The organism is Streptomyces sp. NPDC126510, from assembly GCF_040302345.1.
In the GTDB taxonomy this organism is placed as follows: Bacteria; Actinomycetota; Actinomycetes; order Streptomycetales; family Streptomycetaceae; genus Streptomyces.
This window is the reverse complement of record NZ_JBEORR010000002.1, coordinates 148,415-163,971: the sequence shown is the minus strand read 5'-3', so window position 1 is coordinate 163,971 and position 15,557 is coordinate 148,415. Positions and strand designations below refer to the sequence as shown.

The following is a 15,557-nucleotide window of genomic DNA, read 5'->3' as shown; positions in this document are numbered from 1 at the left end:
ATGACCGAGACGACCAAGACCCCGGCACCGGACGCCGTCCCCACCCCGACGCCCGTCCCGCGCGGTCTCATCCCGCTGCCCACCACGGCCGCCCGCGCCCTGCTGCTCGCCGGCGGCATCGCCACCGCCGCCTCCGCGTTCCTCGCCTGGACCTGGACCGCCGAATTCCCCGGCGACCTCACCATCAACGGCTACCCCGGTGGCCTGCAGTGGCTGACCTTCACCGCCGGCGTCCTCACCGCCCTGTTCGCCCTCGCCTCCTACGGCGTCCGCGGCCTCGGCTGGCTGCTGCCCGCCCGCAACAACGCACCCCTCGTGCTCACCGCACTCGGCGGATTCACCGTCACCTGGTTCACCGTCATCGCCATCAGCACCAAGCTCGGCGGCGTCGTCAACCTCGAACCCGGTGGCTGGATAGCGGCCGTCGCCTCCCTGCTGCCCGTCCTCGGCGCCTTCGCCCTCCCCCAGGAGCGCACCGGCACCGACGGCATCAAGGAAACCCTCAAGGCCTACGTCGCCAAGCCCGACCGCATCCCCGCCCCCGAGGCCACCGCGCCCTGGGTCCAGCGGGCCGTCATCACCGTGGTCACCATCATCGGCCTCGGCGTCTTCACCTACGGCATCGACACCGAGTACGGCGAACTCTTCATCGGCTACCTGTTCGTCGTCACCTTCGCCATGTGGGCAGTGCACACCGCCGGCCTCATGGACCGCTTCTCGGCCCTCGTCGCCGCCAACCGCAGCTTCACCCTCGCCATGGGCTTCGCCGCGGCCATCGCCTTCCCCTTCACCCAGACCGACGACCACTACGCCAACATCGGCGTCAACATCCTGATCTTCGGGACCGTCGCCCTCGGCCTCAACATCGTCGTCGGCCTCGCCGGACTCCTCGACCTCGGATACGTCGCCTTCCTCGGCGTCGGCGCCTACACCGCCGCCCTCGTCTCCGGCTCCGAGTTCTCCACCATCTCCGGCGTCCACCTGCCCTTCTGGGCCTCCGCCCTGGCCGGCGCCGCCGCCTCCCTCGTCTTCGGCGTCCTCATCGGCGCCCCGACCCTGCGACTGCGCGGCGACTACCTCGCCATCGTCACCCTCGGCTTCGGAGAGATCTTCCGCATCGCCGTCAACAACATGGACGGCGACTCCGGCCCCGACGTCACCAACGGCCCGAACGGCATCGCCAACATCCCCGACCTGAACTTCTTCGGCTTCAACTTCGGCCAAGCCCACGACATCGGCGGATTCACCCTCGGCCGCTTCGCCAACTACTACCTGCTGATGGTCCTCATCATGGCCATCGTGGTCCTGGTCTACACGCGTGCCGCGGACTCCCGCATCGGCCGCTCCTGGATCGCCATCCGCGAGGACGAGACCGCCGCCACCGCCATGGGCATCAACGGCTTCCGCGTCAAGCTCGTCGCCTTCGCCCTCGGCGCCGCCCTCGCCGGCCTCGCCGGCACCGTCAGCGCCCACGTCACCTACAGCGTCGTCCCGACGCCGTACCAGTTCGCCGGCTCCACCCCGCCCAACTCCGCGTTCCTCCTGGCCGCGGTCGTCCTCGGCGGCATGGGCACCGTCGCCGGCCCGCTCCTCGGCGCGGCCCTGCTGTACCTGCTCCCCGAGAAGCTCGTCTTCCTCCAGGACAAGTCGCTCCTCGCCTTCGGCATCGCGCTCATCCTCCTGATGCGCTTCCGCCCCGAAGGCATCATCGCCAACCGCCGGCGCCAGCTCGAATTCCACGAGACCGGCCAACTCGACGTACCCAAACAGACCACGCTGACCGACGAACCGGCCGTCACCAAGGCGGGGGCGTAAGAAACATGACCACTCCTGTACTCGAAGCACGCGACGTCACGATGCGCTTCGGCGGCCTCACCGCCGTACGCTCCGTCGACTTCACGGTCAACGCCGGCGAGATCGTCGGTCTCATCGGCCCCAACGGCGCCGGCAAGACCACCTTCTTCAACTGCCTGACCGGCCTCTACGTCCCCACCGAGGGCACCGTCTCCTACAAGGGCACCGTCCTCCCCCCGAAGCCCCACCTGGTCACCCAGGCCGGCATCGCCCGCACCTTCCAGAACATCCGCCTGTTCGCCAACATGACGGTCCTGGAGAACGTCCTCGTCGGACGCCACACCCGCACCAAGGAAGGCCTCTGGTCCGCCCTCCTGCGCGGCCCCGGCTTCAAGAAGGCCGAACGCGCCAGCGAGGAACGCGCCATGGAACTCCTGGAGTTCATCGGCCTCGTCCACAAGCGCGACCACCTCGCCCGCAACCTCCCCTACGGCGAGCAGCGCAAGCTCGAGATCGCCCGCGCCATGGCCTCCGAGCCCGGCCTGCTGCTCCTCGACGAGCCCACCGCCGGCATGAACCCCCAGGAGACACGGGCCACCGAGGAACTGGTCTTCGCCATCCGCGACCGGGGCATCGCCGTCCTGCTCATCGAGCACGACATGCGCTTCGTCTTCAACCTCTCCGACCGCGTCGCCGTCCTGGTCCAGGGCGAAAAGCTCGTCGAAGGCACCTCCGACGTCGTCCAGGCCGACGAGCGCGTCATCGCCGCGTACCTCGGAGAGCCGTTCGAAGGCGACCCCGGTGAAGCGGAAGTCGCCGAGGTCGAGGCCGCCGAAGCCGCCGCCGACGCGCCCAGCACCACCAGCAGCACCAAGGGAGAAGCCAAGTGACCGCACTCCTCGAGGTCGAGGACCTCCGGGTCTCCTACGGCAAGATCGAAGCCGTCAAGGGCATCTCCTTCAGCGTCGAAGCCGGCCAGGTCGTCACCCTCATCGGCACCAACGGCGCGGGCAAGACCACCACCCTGCGCACCCTGTCGGGCCTCCTCAAGCCCACCGCCGGAAAGATCCTCTTCGACGGCAAGCCGTTGAGCGGGGTCCCCGCCCACAAGATCGTCGCCCTCGGCCTCGCCCACTCCCCCGAAGGCCGGCACATCTTCCCCCGCCTCACCATCGCCGAGAACCTCCAGCTCGGAGCGTTCCTCCGCAAGGACAAGGACGGCATCGAGAAGGACATCCAGCGCGCCTACGACCTCTTCCCCATCCTGGGCGAACGTCGCAAGCAGGCCGCCGGAACCCTCTCCGGCGGCGAGCAGCAGATGCTCGCCATGGGCCGCGCCCTCATGTCCCAGCCCAAACTGCTCATGCTCGACGAGCCCTCCATGGGCCTCTCCCCGATCATGATGCAGAAGATCATGGCGACCATCTCCGAGCTCAAGTCCCAGGGCACGACGATCCTCCTCGTCGAACAGAACGCCCAGGCCGCGCTCTCCCTCGCCGACCAGGGCCACGTCATGGAGGTCGGCAACATCGTCCTCTCCGGGACGGGGCAGGACCTGCTCCACGACGAGTCGGTGCGCAAGGCGTACCTCGGCGAGGACTGAGGTCCCGACCCGAACGCCAAGAGGCCCGCTCCCCCTCCGGTCCGGAAGGGGAGCGGGCCTCTCGCGTCGGACGCTCAGCCCTTGTTGGCCTTCTTCTCGTCGGCGTCCTGAATGACCGCCTCCGCGACCTGCTGCATCGACATCCGCCGGTCCATCGACGTCTTCTGGATCCACCGGAAGGCCGCCGGCTCCGACAGCCCGTACTCCGTCTGCAGAATCGACTTCGCCCGGTCCACCAGCTTGCGCGTCTCCAGCCGGAGCGTGAGGTCGGCGACCTCCTTCTCCAGCTCCTTCAGCTCCGTGAACCGCGACACGGCCATCTCGATCGCCGGCACGACATCCGTCTTGCTGAACGGCTTGACCAGATACGCCATCGCACCCGCGTCCCGGGCCCGCTCCACCAGATCGCGCTGCGAGAACGCGGTCAGCATCAGCACCGGCGCGATGCTCTCCTCCGCGATCTTCTCGGCCGCCGAGATGCCGTCCAGCTTCGGCATCTTCACATCGAGGATGACGAGGTCGGGCCGGTGCTCACGAGCCAGCTCCACCGCCTGCTCCCCGTCCCCGGCCTCACCGACGACGGTGTACCCCTCCTCCTCCAGCATCTCTTTGAGATCGAGCCGGATCAGCGCCTCGTCCTCGGCGATGACGACCCGGGTCGTCATCGGAGGCACGTGCGACTTGTCCTCTTCAGGCACGTCAACAGGCTGGGGCGACTCGGGGGCACTCACGTGGGCTCCTTGGTAGGGGCAGGCCGGTACTGCTCCCAAGAGCGTACCTAGCTGCGGTATGGTGGTCAGGCAGTGGGTCGAGGTCAACCTTGGATTCACTGGGCCCCGGTAGCCCAATTGGCAGCAGGCAATGGATTCAAAACCCATACAGTGTCGGTTCGAGTCCGACCCGGGGCACTTTTCCTTGGTTTCCAAGGTCACCACTTCGAAGCGGATGTCCACGTTCTCGTGAACATCCGCTTTTTGCTGCGCGTCGACATGATCACAGTTCCACAGTGACCCCATGTACGACCTCAGCACACGCAAGCGAGCACTCGCGTTGGTGGCCCAGGGCCGCAGCCTGAATTCGGTGAGCCAGGAAACGGGCATCTCACGGGCCGCGATCCGCAGCTGGCAAACCCGCCTGGAACCGTTGCCTCGTGTGGCGCCTCCGGAACCCGGACCCCCCGCCGACGAGTGCAAGTACGCCTATCTACTGGGCCTCTATCTCGGCGATGGCTGCATCAGCGGCCACCCTCGCGGCACCGGTTATTACCTGAGAATCGCCTGCGCGAACTCGTGGCCCGGTCTGATCGAAGCATGCGAGGTCGCCATGCGCGCCATCAACCCGACCGGGTGCGCCTCTCGCACTCAGGCGCAGGGATACGTCTCCGTCGTCAGCTACAGCAGGCACTGGCCGCATCTCTTCCCCCAGCACGGACCAGGCAAGAAGCACGAACGCCGGATCGCTCTCGCATCGTGGCAGCAAGCCATCGTCGACGCACACCCCTGGGAATTCATCCGCGGACTCATCCACTCCGACGGCTGCCGCATCACCAACTGGACGACCCGCACCGTGGCCGGAGAGCAGAAGCGCTACGAATATCCCCGGTACTTCCTCACGAACCTCTCGCCCGACATCATCCGCCTCTTCACTGCAACGCTCGATTACGTGGGCGTCGAATGGAAGAAGGCGAACGCGCGCAACATCTCCGTCGCCCGCAAAGCCTCCGTAGCCCTCATGGACGCCCACGTCGGGCCCAAGTACTGACGGCGTGCTACTTGGGGCCGTCGTCCTCTCCGATGTGGTGGACGCGGACCATGTTGGTGGAGCCGGAGACACCGGGCGGGGAGCCGGATGTGATGACGACCGTGTCGCCCGGACTGCAGCGGCCGTAGCGGAGCAGGAGCTCGTCGACCTGGTCGACGATCGCGTCGGTGGTGTCGACGCACGGGCCGAGGAAGGTCTCGACGCCCCAGGTGAGGCTGAGCTGGGAGCGGGTCGCCTGGTCGGGGGTGAAGGCGAGGAGGGGGATCGGCGAGCGGTAGCGGGAGAGGCGGCGGGCGGTGTCGCCCGACTGGGTGAAGGCGACCAGGAAGCGGGCGCCGAGGAAGTCGCCCATCTCGGCTGCCGCCCGGGCGACCGCGCCCCCTTGGGTGCGGGGCTTGTTGCGTTCGGTGAGGGGCGGGAGGCCCTTCGCGAGGATGTCTTCTTCCGCCGCTTTGACGATGCGGGCCATCGTGCGAACGGTCTCGATCGGGTGTTTGCCGACGCTCGTCTCGCCGGAGAGCATCACCGCGTCGGTGCCGTCGATGACCGCGTTGGCGACGTCGGAGGCTTCGGCGCGCGTCGGGCGGGCGTTGTCGATCATCGAGTCGAGCATCTGGGTGGCGACGATGACCGGCTTGGCGTTGCGTTTGGCCAGTTTGATCGCGCGCTTCTGGACGATCGGGACCTGTTCCAGTGGCATTTCGACGCCGAGGTCTCCGCGGGCCACCATGATGCCGTCGAAGGCGGCGACGATCTCGTCGATGGTCTCGACGGCCTGGGGTTTCTCGATTTTGGCGATGACGGGGAGGCGGCGGCCTTCCTCGTCCATGATGCGGTGGACGTCCTGGATGTCGCGCCCGGAGCGGACGAAGGACAGGGCGATGACGTCGAAGCCGGTGCGCAGGGCCCAGCGGAGGTCGTCCTCGTCCTTTTTGGAGAGGGCGGGGACGGAGACGGCGACGCCGGGGAGGTTGAGGCCCTTGTGGTCGCTGATCACGCCGCCTGCGAGGACGGTGGTGTGGACGCGGGGGCCGTCGACGGAGGTGACCTTGAGGCAGACCTTGCCGTCGTCGACGAGGATGCGTTCGCCGGTGGTGACGTCGGCGGCGAGGCCGGCGTAGGTGGTGCCGCAGATGTCGCGGTCGCCTTCGACGCCTTCTTCGACGGTGATGGTGAAGGTGTCGCCGCGTTCGAGGAGTACGGGGCCTTCGGTGAAGTGGCCGAGCCTGATCTTCGGGCCTTGGAGGTCGGCGAGGAGGCCGACGCTGCGGCCGGTCTCGTCGGCTGCTTTGCGGACCCGGTGGTAGCGCTCCTCGTGTTCGGCGTGGCCGCCGTGGCTGAGGTTGCAGCGGGCTACGTCCATGCCGGCGTCGACCAGGTCTTTGATCCGGTCGTAGGAGTCGGTGGCGGGTCCAAGGGTGCAGACGATTTTTGCTCGGCGCATGAAAGGAGCCTATGAGCTACCGGCCGGTAGTGAATTGGCCGGGCATGGCGGCTCAACAGACTTTGCGTGAAGCGTTATTGACAAGTGCTGAATTGTGCGGAGGGATGCTCCGATGAGCACCCGTAGAATTCGGTCGCATTTTCGGAATGGGCCCGCGGGGGTGCTTTACAGCCGGGGCGGCACCATCGTGAAGCGGGCGTTGATCTGGGCGTGGACGCGCTGGCGCTGGGGTTCGAGGTCGAGGGGGGCGGGGGTGTCCTCGGCGGCGCCCGCGAAGGCCGCGGAGCGCATGCGGCCGGGGGCCTGGGGGTAGGCCGGCGGGGTGCTCTCGGCGCCGATGTCGGCGAGTTCGACGAGGGCGGAGAGGGTGGTGCCGAGGGCTTCGGCGTATTCGCGGGCGCGCTGGACGGCTTCCCGGACGGCCTTCTTCCTGGCCTCGCGGTGAGCGGGTGAGTCGGGGCGCAGGGTCCACCACGGACCGTCGACTCGGGTGAGTTCGAGGTCGGCGAGGCGGGTGGTGAGTTCACCCAGGGCGGTGAAGTCGGTGAGCTCGGCGGTGACGCGGACGCTGCCGTGGTAGGTGCGGACGCGTTCGCCGCGGCCGTGTTTGGTGAGTTCCGGCGTGATGGAGAAGGCGCCGGTCTCCAGGCGTTCGACGGCGTCGCCGTAGGACTTGACGAGGTCGAGGACGCCGGCGTTGCGGCGGGTGAGGTCGTCGAGGGCGGAGCGGCGGTCGCGGCCGCGCGCGGCGACGGTGATGCCGATGCGGGCGATCTCGGGGTCGACTTCGAGGCGGGCCTCGCCGCGGACGGCGATGCGGGGGGCCTCGGGCGTGCCGTAGGGGACGGCGGGCTGGGAGGCGTCTGGGGTGGCCGCGGTCATACGCCCCACTCTGTCATGTCTGGGCTGGTCGGCGGCCGCGGATTCAGGGGCCGAGTCACCAGATCGCAACCTGCCGGGTCTGTTGCGGCCGGTCATGGACGGGTCAGAATCTACGCGCGTTATCTACGCGCGTCGTTCACAGATTCCGCAGGGGAGCCAGACATGCCGTTGAACCGCCGGAAGTTCCTGGAGAAGTCCGCCGTGACCGGGGCGGGGGTGGCGCTGACCGGTGCGGTCTCGGCGCCGGGTGCGCAGGCGGCCGAGGCGAAGCGGGGCGCCAGGCGGTACGCGTTCACCGTGCTGGGGACGACGGACCTGCACGGCAACGTCTTCAACTGGGACTACTTCACGGACAAGGAGTTCGACGACAAGGACCACAACGACGTCGGCCTCGCGAAGGTCTCGACGCTGGTGAACCGGGTCCGCGAGGAGAAGGGCCGCCGCAACACGCTGCTGATCGACGCGGGTGACACTATCCAGGGCACGCAGCTGTCGTACTACTACGCCAAGGTCGACCCGATCACGGCCGAGGGCGGCCCGGTGCACCCGATGGCGCAGGCGATGAACGCCATGGAGTACGACGCGGCGGCGCTGGGCAACCACGAGTTCAACTACGGCATCCCGGTGCTGCGGAAGTTCGAGCAGCAGTGCCGTTTCCCGCTGCTGGGCGCCAACGCGCTGGACGCGAAGACGCTGCGGCCGGCGTTCGCGCCGTACAGCATGCACCGGCTGCGCACCCCGCACGGGCGGGACGTGAAGGTGGCGGTGCTGGGGCTGACGAACCCGGGCATCGCGATCTGGGACAAGGCGAACGTGCAGGGGAAGATGACCTTCCCGGGTCTGGAGGAGCAGGCGGCGAAGTGGGTGCCGAAGCTGCGGTCGATGGGCGCGGACGTCGTCATCGTCTCGGCGCACAGCGGCTCGTCGGGGACGTCGTCCTACGGTGACCAGCTGCCGTACATCGAGAACGCGGCGGCTCTGGTGGCCGAGCAGGTGCCGGGCATCGACGCGATCCTGGTCGGGCACGCGCACACTGAGATCCCGGAGTACTTCGTCGCGAACAAGAAGACCGGCAAGAAGGTCGTGCTGTCGGAGCCGCTGAAGTGGGGCCAGCGGCTGACGCTGTTCGACTTCGAGCTGGTCTTCGAGAAGGGCTGCTGGAAGGTCGAGAAGGTCGGCGCGAAGGTCCTCAACTCCAACACCGTGGAGGAGGACCCGAAGATCACGAAGCTGCTCTCCGACGAGCACGAGAAGGTCGTGGCGTACGTCAACCAGGTCATCGGCACGAACGCGGCGGAGATGACGTCGGCCGAGGCGCCGTACAAGGACGTGCCGATCATCGACCTGATCAACCACATCCAGGCGGACACGGTGAAGCGGGCCCTGGCGGGCACGGAGCACGCCGCGCTGCCGGTGCTGTCGCAGGCGGCGTGCTTCTCGCGCAGCGCGCGGATCCCGGCGGGCCAGGTGACGATCCGGGACGTGGCGGGTCTGTACGTCTTCGAGAACACGCTGGAGGCGCGTCTGATGACGGGCGCGCAGATGAAGGCGTACCTGGAGTTCTCGGCGAACTACTACGTGCAGACCGCGGCGGACGCCCCGGTGGACCCGGCGAAGCTGACGAACGCGAACGGCACGCCGGACTACAACTACGACGTGGTGAGCGGTCTGTCGTACGAGATCGACATCGCGAAGCCGGCCGGGTCGCGGGTGACGAACGTGCGGTTCGAGGGGCAGCCGCTCGCGGACGACGCGCAGTTCGTCTTCGCGGTGAACAACTACCGGGCCAACGGCGGCGGGAACTTCCCGCACGTCGCCGCGGCCCGGGTGCTGTGGTCGAACTCGGAGGAGATCCGCAACACCATGATCGCCTGGGTGAAGGCGAAGGGGTCGATCGACCCGGCCGTCTTCGCGGGGGTGGACTGGAAGCTCACGCGCAACGGCACGCCCGTGTTCTGAGCCGCGCGCTTCGTCACCTTCGGTCGTCGACGAGCGGGGTCAGTGCCGGTGCCTCGCGGGGCGGCGGGACGTGCGCCCGCTGGGTGAGGCCGAAGGTGGTGAAGGCGGTGCGGGCGGGGAGTGCGTAGGCCTCCCCGCCCGTCAGGGTGTTGAGGATGATCGCGCTGCGCCAGGCGGCGAGGCCGAGGTCGGGGGCGCCTACGCCGTGGGTGTGGGTCTCGGCGTTCTGGACGTGGACCGTGCCGGTGACGGACGGGTCGAGGACGAGCCGGTGGTCCTCGTCGATGCGGGGCCGCTCCCGGTTGTCGCGGCGCATGTAGGGGTCGAGGCCGGCGAGGATCCGGTCGAGGGGGCGTTCGCGGTAGCCGGTGGCGAGGACGACGGCGTCGGTGGTGAGGCGGGAGCGGCTGTTCTGCAGGTCGTGCTCCAGGTGCAGTTCCACCTTGGTCGTGGCGACCCGGCCTGCGGTGCGGACCCGTACGCCGGGGGTGAGGACGGCGTCGGGCCAGCCGCCGTGCAGGGTGCGACGGTAGAGCTCGTCGTGGACGGCGGCGATGGTGGCGGCGTCGATGCCCTTGTGCAGCTGCCACTGGCCCTCGACGAGCCGGTCGCGGGTGGGTTCGGGCAGGGCGTGGAAGTAGCGGGTGTGGTCGGGGGTGAAGTGCTCCAGGCCGAGCTTGGAGTACTCCATGGGCGCGAAGGCGCCGGTGCGGCCCAGCCAGTGCAGTTTCTCGCGTCCGGCGGGCCGGTTGCGCAGCAGGTCGAGGAAGACCTCGGCGCCGGACTGTCCGATGCCGACGACGGTGACGTGTTCGGCGGCGAGCAGGGCGGCACGGTGGTCGAGGTAGTCGGCGGCGTGCACGACGGGTACGCCGGGGGCCTCGACGAGGGGTTTGAGGGGGTCGGGGACGTAGGGCTCGGTGCCGATGCCGAGGACGATGTCGCGGGTGTAGGTCCGGCCGAGGGCTTCCGCCTCTCCGTCGCTGTCGAGCTGGGTGAAGTCGACCTCGAAGACGTCGCGTTCGGGGTTCCAGCGGACGGCGTCGACCTGGTGGCCGAAGTGGAGCCCGGGGAGGTTCTCGCTGACCCAGCGGCAGTAGGCGTCGTACTCGGCGCGCTGGATGTGGAAGCGCTCGGCGAAATAGAAGGGGAAGAGCCGCTCGCGGGACCTGAGGTAGTTGAGGAAGGTCCAGGGGCTGGTGGGGTCGGCGAGGGTGACCAGGTCGGCGAGGAACGGGACCTGGAGGGTGGCGCCCTCGATGAGCAGGCCAGGGTGCCAGCCGAAGGCGGGGTTCTGGTCGTAGAAGACGGTGTCGAGGCCGTCGAGCGGGTGGGCGAGCGCGGCCAGGGAGAGGTTGGCGGGGCCGATGCCGATGCCGACGAGGTCGCGGGGGGCGTCGGGGTCGGGGGTGGGTGCGGGGTTCATCGGGGGGTGTGTCCTTCCACGAGTGTGGCTCGGCTCGCTGCCGCGAGGTGCAGCAGGGCGGCCAGGTCGTCGGGCCCGGTGGCGGGGTTGAGGAGGGTGGCCTTGAGCCAGAGCCGGCCGTCGAGGCGGGCCCGGCCGAGGACGGCGCGGCCGTCGGTGAGCAGTGCCCGGCGCACGGCGGCCACGGTGGTGTCGGTGGCGCCCGTGGGCCGGAACAGCACGGTGCTGATGACGGGCGGGGCGTGCAGTTCGAAGCCGGGGTGGGCGTCGACGAGGGCGGCGAAGTCCCGGGCGTGGGCGCAGACCTGGTCGACGAGCGCGCCGAGGCCGCTGCGCCCCAGGGTCTTGAGGGTGACGGCGAGTTTGAGGACGTCGGGGCGGCGGGTGGTGCGCAGGGACCGGCCGAGCAGGTCGGGAAGTCCGGCCTCGGTGTCGTCGTCGGCGTTGAGGTAGTCGGCGTGCTGTCGCAGGGCGGCGAGGTCGCGGGGGTCCCGGACGGCGAGGAGGCCGGCGGCGACCGGCTGCCAGCCGAGTTTGTGCAGGTCGAGGGTGACGGTGTGGGCGGCGTCGAGTCCGGTGAGGCGTGCGCGGTGACGGTCGCTGAAGAGGAGGCCGCCGCCGTAGGCGGCGTCGATGTGCAGCCGGGCGCCGTGGGCGGCGCAGCGGGCGGCGATCCCGGGCAGCGGGTCGATGCGTCCGGTGTCGGTGGTGCCGGCGGTGGCGGCGACGAGCAGCGGGCCGGGCAGGCCGGTGAGGGCCGCGTCGAGCGCGTCGGGGTCGAGCGTGCCGCCCGGGGCGGGTACGACGACGGGTTCGGGCAGTCCGAGCAGCCAGGCGGCGCGGGGCAGTGAGTGGTGGGCGTTGGCCCCGCACACGAGCCGGAGGGATCCGCCGTGGGCTTCCCGGGCGAGGAGCAGGGCGAGTTGGTTGGATTCGGTGCCGCCGGTGGTGACGAGGGCCTCGGCCGTGCCGTTCTCCGGGTAGATCTCCCTGGCCAGCACGCCTGCCGTCAGGGCTTCCAGCTCCGAGGCCGCCGGGGCCTGATCCCAGGAGTCCAGGGACGGGTTGAGGGCCGAGGCGGCGAGGTCGGCGGCGGTGGCGACGGCTAGGGGCGGGCAGTGGAGGTGGGCTGCGCACAGGGGGTGGGCCGGGTCGGCGGCGCCTTCCGCGAAGGCCCGGACCAGAGTGGGCAGGGCCTGGGGGTCGCCCTGCTCGGGCAGGAGCTCCCCCACCGCTTCTCGCAGGCGGGCGGCGACCGCGTCGGGTCCGCCCGCGGGCAGCGGCCCGCCCCGGGCCCGGGCGCCGGTGACCAGCGCCTCGAGGACGGTGCCGAGCAACGGCCGCAGGGCGCGGGGGCCTTCAGGGCCTGAGGCGAGGGGCGGCGTGCACATGGGGCTGACCTCCGGGGCGCGGGGCGAGACGCCCGTACGGCTCAACGACCCGACCCGGGTGGAGGTATCTCCCGTACGGGAAACCGGCCGAAGCGGCGCGGCCGTCGGCCTCGGTTCCCGAGGAGGGCCGAGTGGTTCGCGGCCCGGGCGGCGGAGGGGCGGGCGGGCGGCCCCGGTGACGGCCGGGCGAGGCGGCCCTGGTCATGGATCGGCGGAGCCGCCCCGGTCATGGCCGGGCGAGGCCGCCCTGGTCATGGCCGGGCGAGGTCGCCCAGGTCACGGCCGGGCGGAGCCGCCCAGGTCATGGGTCGGCGAGGCCGCCCAGGTCACGGCCGGGCGGAGCCGCCCAGGTCACGGCCGGGCGGAGCCGCCCGTCATGGATCGGCGGAGCCGCCCCGGTCACGGCCGGGCGAGGCCGCCCAGGTCACGGCCGGGCGGAGCCGCCCAGGTCACGGATCGGCGGAGCCGCCCAGGTCACGGCCGGGCGGAGCCGCCCAGGTCACGGATCGGCGGAGCCGCCCAGGTCACGGCCGGGCGGAGCCGCCCAGGTCATGGGTCGGCGGAGCCGCCCAGGTCACGGGCGTCCGGCCCGTCGCAGCGGCGGAAGGGGCCGACCGCCCGTCGCATGCCCTATGCCGTCGGCTCCGGTTCCCGCCGATCCTGGCTCTCGGGACGCCTGCCTGGCTCGCAGGCTCCTGGCTCTCACCGCCACAGCCATCGCCGCCTCCAGGTGTCCCCTGCCGCCTCAGCCGCCGTCGGCCACAGCTCTCCCGCCGCCCCTAGTTCTCCCCGGCCCGCTGGACCCGCAACGCCCGTGCCAGGTCGTCCAGTTGGTCGACCAGCTTGCGGCGCAGCGCGGGGATCGGGTCGGCGTCGCGCAGGCATTCCTCGCCGAGGCGGAGGGTGTCGGCGTCGACGGCGTGCGCGGGGAAGGCCCAGCGGCCGGCGGCGTCGGCGATGGCGGGGCCGCGGCGGCCGGCGACGGCGACCGCGTCGGCGTAGTAGCGCCCGACGTACTCACGTACCAGGTCGGCCTGTTCGGGCTGCCAGAAGCCGCGGGCGGTGGCGGTGAAGAGGTAGTTGGACAGGTCGTCGGAGCCGAACATGGCCTCCCAGGCGCGGACCTTGGCCTCGGGGTCGGGCAGGGCGGCCCGGCAGCGGGCGGCGCCCTCCTGGCCGGTGGCGCTCGGGTCGCGTTCCAGTTCGGCGGTGATGGCGGCCTCGTCGGTCGCGCCGAGGACGGCGAGCCGGGCGAGCACGCGCCAGCGCAGCTCGGGGTCGAGCTCGGGGCCGCCGGGGACGGTGCCGTCGGCGAGCCAGGCGGCGATGGTGTCGGGGTGGGCGGCCACGTCGATGCGGTGGCGTACGGCGATCAGGCGCAGGCCGGGGTTGTCGCCGTCCTCGGTGCGGCGGATGAGGTCGCGGCACAGTTCGGAGAGGGTGGCGACTGCGGCGGGCCGTTCCTCGGGGGTGAGGTAGCGGTCGGCGATGTACGTGGAGGCGAAGGCGAGGACGCCCTGGACGATGGCGAGGTCCCTCTCCAGCGGGAGGTGGGCGCGGGCGGTCTCCAGGTAGGCGAGGGGGGCGAGTTCGCCGTCGCGTACGGCGTCCCGCAGGGCGTTCCAGACGACCGCACGGGTGAGCGGTTCGGGGAGTCCGGACAGGTCCTTGCGGACGGTCTCGAAGGACTCGGGGTCGAAGCGGACCTTGGCGTAGGTGAGGTCGCCGTCGTTGAGGAGCAGCAGGGCGGGCCGCTTGCCGATGGGGTGGGCTTCGGTGTGCGGGAGGTCGAGGTGGAGGCGTTCGCGCAGCACGAGCTGGCCGCCGTCGTCGCCGAGGTCACGGTCGTAGAGGCCGGCGGCGATGCGGTGCGGGCGGCTGCCGGCGCGGTCGACGGTGAGGACGCAGGTGCCGTGCTCGCCGGGGGTGACGCGCGGGGTGAGGGTGTCGACGCCGGTGGTGCGCAGCCAGGCGTCGGCCCAGGCGTGGACGTCGCGGTCGGTGGCGCCGGCGAGGTTGTCGATGAAGTCGGCGAGGGTGGCGTTGCCGTACTTGTGCCGGGCGAAGTGGGTGTTGATGCCGGCGAGGAAGTCCTTCTCACCGAGCCAGGTGACGAGTTGGCGCAGTGCGCTGGCGCCCTTGGCGTAGGAGATGCCGTCGAAGTTGAGCAGCGCGGAGGCGGTGTCGTCGACGGCCTCGGGGGCGACGGGGTGGGTGGAGGGGCGCTGGTCGGCGTCGTAGCCCCAGGACTTGCGGGTGACGCCGAAGTCGGTCCAGGTGTCGTTGAAGCGGGTGGCTTCGGTGAGGGTCTGGTAGCCCATGTACTCGGCGAAGGACTCGTTCAGCCAGATGTCGTCCCACCACTTGAGGGTGACGAGGTCGCCGAACCACATGTGGGCCATCTCGTGGGCGATGACCATGGCGCGGGTCTGGCGTTCGGTGTCGGTGACGGCGGAGCGGTAGACGAACTCGTCGCGGAAGGTGACCAGGCCCGGGTTCTCCATGGCGCCGGCGTTGAACTCGGGGACGAAGGCCTGGTCGTAGGAGTCGAACGGGTAGGGCTCGTCGAACTTCTCGTGGTAGCGGTCGTAGCACGCGCGGGTGACGTCGAGGAGTTCGTCGGCGTCGGCGTCCAGGTAGGGCGCGAGGGAGCGGCGGCAGTGCAGGCCGAAGGGCAGGCCCCGGTGTTCGGTGCGCACGGAGTGCCAGGGGCCCGCGGCGACGGCCACCAGGTAGGTGGAGATGAGCGGAGTGGGGGCCGCCTTCCATACGCCGTCGGCCTGTTCGGTGATGCCGTTGGCGAGGACGGTCCAGTTCGGCGGGGCCGTCACGGACAGTTCGAAGACGGCCTTGAGGTCGGGCTGGTCGAAGGCGGCGAAGACGCGCTGGACGTCGTCCATGAACAGCTGGGTGTAGACGTAGGTCTCGCCGTCGGTGGGGTCGGTGAAGCGGTGCATGCCCTCGCCGGTGCGGGAGTAGCGCATCCGGGCGTCCACGCGCAGTTCGTGCTCGCCGGCGGTGAGGCCCGTCAGGGCGAGCCGGTTGCCGTCCAGGGCCTCCGGGTCCAGGGGTTGTCCGTCGAGGGTGACCAAGCGCAGCTCGGCGGGCTTGAGCTCGACGAAGGTGTCCCCGTCCACGCGGGTGGCGAACCTGATCAGGGTGCGGGAGTCGAAGGTCTCGTCTCCGCCGGTCAGGTCGAGTTCGATCGTGTAGTGGTGGACGTCGAGGAGCTCTGCTCGGGTCTGCGCTTCGTCGCGCGTCAGTACGGACATGCGAGACATGCTGCCTGATGGCGTC

At 70.3% G+C, this 15,557-nt stretch carries 11 protein-coding genes and 1 tRNA gene; 6 read left to right on the top strand and 6 right to left on the bottom strand.

What is annotated here, in order from left to right:
- The 3 genes from ABTX60_RS02660 to ABTX60_RS02650 are packed head-to-tail and all read left to right on the top strand — an operon-like array spanning nt 1 to nt 3,397.
- Nucleotides 1-1,815 carry a branched-chain amino acid ABC transporter permease gene (locus ABTX60_RS02660; RefSeq protein WP_352095264.1) on the top strand — a complete coding sequence of 605 codons (1,815 nt, stop codon included), beginning with the start codon at nt 1-3 and terminating at the stop codon, nt 1,813-1,815.
- Nucleotides 1,816-1,820: 5 nt separating this feature from the next.
- Entirely contained in the window at nt 1,821-2,684 is an 864-nt protein-coding gene (locus ABTX60_RS02655; RefSeq protein WP_352095263.1) for an ABC transporter ATP-binding protein, read from the top strand.
- A complete protein-coding gene (locus ABTX60_RS02650) occupies nt 2,681-3,397 on the top strand; it encodes an ABC transporter ATP-binding protein (RefSeq protein ID WP_053671307.1) in 717 nt (238 codons plus the stop codon). The genes ABTX60_RS02655 and ABTX60_RS02650 overlap by 4 nt, the downstream gene beginning before the upstream one ends.
- A gap of 74 nt (nt 3,398-3,471) precedes the next feature.
- Here the strand turns inward: ABTX60_RS02650 and ABTX60_RS02645 are convergent, their stop codons facing one another.
- Complete coding sequence (locus tag ABTX60_RS02645; RefSeq protein ID WP_033310604.1) at nt 3,472-4,128, bottom strand: ANTAR domain-containing response regulator; 657 nt, start codon at nt 4,126-4,128, stop codon at nt 3,472-3,474.
- A 102-nt stretch (nt 4,129-4,230) separates the two neighbouring features.
- Between ABTX60_RS02645 and ABTX60_RS02640 the strand changes: the two genes are divergently transcribed.
- Both ABTX60_RS02640 and ABTX60_RS02635 read left to right on the top strand, forming a co-directional pair.
- A tRNA-Leu gene (locus ABTX60_RS02640) sits at nt 4,231-4,305 on the top strand.
- Between the two features lie 106 nt (nt 4,306-4,411).
- Nucleotides 4,412-5,158 (top strand): transcriptional regulator, encoded by a 747-nt coding sequence (locus tag ABTX60_RS02635; protein WP_352095262.1) that lies wholly within the window; start codon nt 4,412-4,414, stop codon nt 5,156-5,158.
- A 7-nt stretch (nt 5,159-5,165) separates the two neighbouring features.
- Here the strand turns inward: ABTX60_RS02635 and pyk are convergent, their stop codons facing one another.
- Together pyk and ABTX60_RS02625 are read right to left on the bottom strand one after the other, a co-directional pair.
- Nucleotides 5,166-6,602: a pyruvate kinase gene (gene pyk, locus ABTX60_RS02630; protein ID WP_352095261.1), complete on the bottom strand. Its 1,437-nt coding sequence runs from the start codon at nt 6,600-6,602 to the stop codon at nt 5,166-5,168.
- Between the two features lie 165 nt (nt 6,603-6,767).
- Complete coding sequence (locus ABTX60_RS02625) at nt 6,768-7,484, bottom strand: SIMPL domain-containing protein (RefSeq protein WP_352095260.1); 717 nt, start codon at nt 7,482-7,484, stop codon at nt 6,768-6,770.
- A gap of 162 nt (nt 7,485-7,646) precedes the next feature.
- Here ABTX60_RS02625 and ABTX60_RS02620 point away from each other — a divergent pair, with 162 nt between their 5' ends.
- Nucleotides 7,647-9,443: a bifunctional metallophosphatase/5'-nucleotidase gene (locus ABTX60_RS02620; protein ID WP_352095259.1), complete on the top strand. Its 1,797-nt coding sequence runs from the start codon at nt 7,647-7,649 to the stop codon at nt 9,441-9,443.
- Nucleotides 9,444-9,456: 13 nt separating this feature from the next.
- Here ABTX60_RS02620 and ABTX60_RS02615 read toward each other — a convergent pair whose 3' ends face one another.
- The 3 genes from ABTX60_RS02615 to pepN all read right to left on the bottom strand — a co-directional run bounded on the left by ABTX60_RS02615 (nt 9,457) and on the right by pepN (nt 15,532).
- Nucleotides 9,457-10,869 (bottom strand): lysine N(6)-hydroxylase/L-ornithine N(5)-oxygenase family protein, encoded by a 1,413-nt coding sequence (locus ABTX60_RS02615; RefSeq protein ID WP_352095258.1) that lies wholly within the window; start codon nt 10,867-10,869, stop codon nt 9,457-9,459.
- Nucleotides 10,866-12,260, bottom strand: coding sequence for a pyridoxal phosphate-dependent decarboxylase family protein (locus ABTX60_RS02610; protein ID WP_352095257.1), 1,395 nt, complete (start codon nt 12,258-12,260; stop codon nt 10,866-10,868). The genes ABTX60_RS02615 and ABTX60_RS02610 overlap by 4 nt, the downstream gene beginning before the upstream one ends.
- A gap of 779 nt (nt 12,261-13,039) precedes the next feature.
- Nucleotides 13,040-15,532: an aminopeptidase N gene (gene pepN, locus ABTX60_RS02605; RefSeq protein WP_352095256.1), complete on the bottom strand. Its 2,493-nt coding sequence runs from the start codon at nt 15,530-15,532 to the stop codon at nt 13,040-13,042.
- Nucleotides 15,533-15,557 lie beyond the last annotated feature (25 nt).

Coding starts and splice junctions, on each gene's coding strand:
- ABTX60_RS02660 (WP_352095264.1), top strand. CDS start 1: ATGACCGAGACGACCAAGACCCCGGCACCGGACGCCGTCCCCACCCCG.
- ABTX60_RS02655 (WP_352095263.1), top strand. CDS start 1,821: ATGACCACTCCTGTACTCGAAGCACGCGACGTCACGATGCGCTTCGGC.
- ABTX60_RS02635 (WP_352095262.1), top strand. CDS start 4,412: ATGTACGACCTCAGCACACGCAAGCGAGCACTCGCGTTGGTGGCCCAG.
- pyk (WP_352095261.1), bottom strand. CDS start 6,602: ATGCGCCGAGCAAAAATCGTCTGCACCCTTGGACCCGCCACCGACTCC.
- ABTX60_RS02625 (WP_352095260.1), bottom strand. CDS start 7,484: ATGACCGCGGCCACCCCAGACGCCTCCCAGCCCGCCGTCCCCTACGGC.
- ABTX60_RS02620 (WP_352095259.1), top strand. CDS start 7,647: ATGCCGTTGAACCGCCGGAAGTTCCTGGAGAAGTCCGCCGTGACCGGG.
- ABTX60_RS02615 (WP_352095258.1), bottom strand. CDS start 10,869: ATGAACCCCGCACCCACCCCCGACCCCGACGCCCCCCGCGACCTCGTC.
- ABTX60_RS02610 (WP_352095257.1), bottom strand. CDS start 12,260: ATGTGCACGCCGCCCCTCGCCTCAGGCCCTGAAGGCCCCCGCGCCCTG.
- pepN (WP_352095256.1), bottom strand. CDS start 15,532: ATGTCCGTACTGACGCGCGACGAAGCGCAGACCCGAGCAGAGCTCCTC.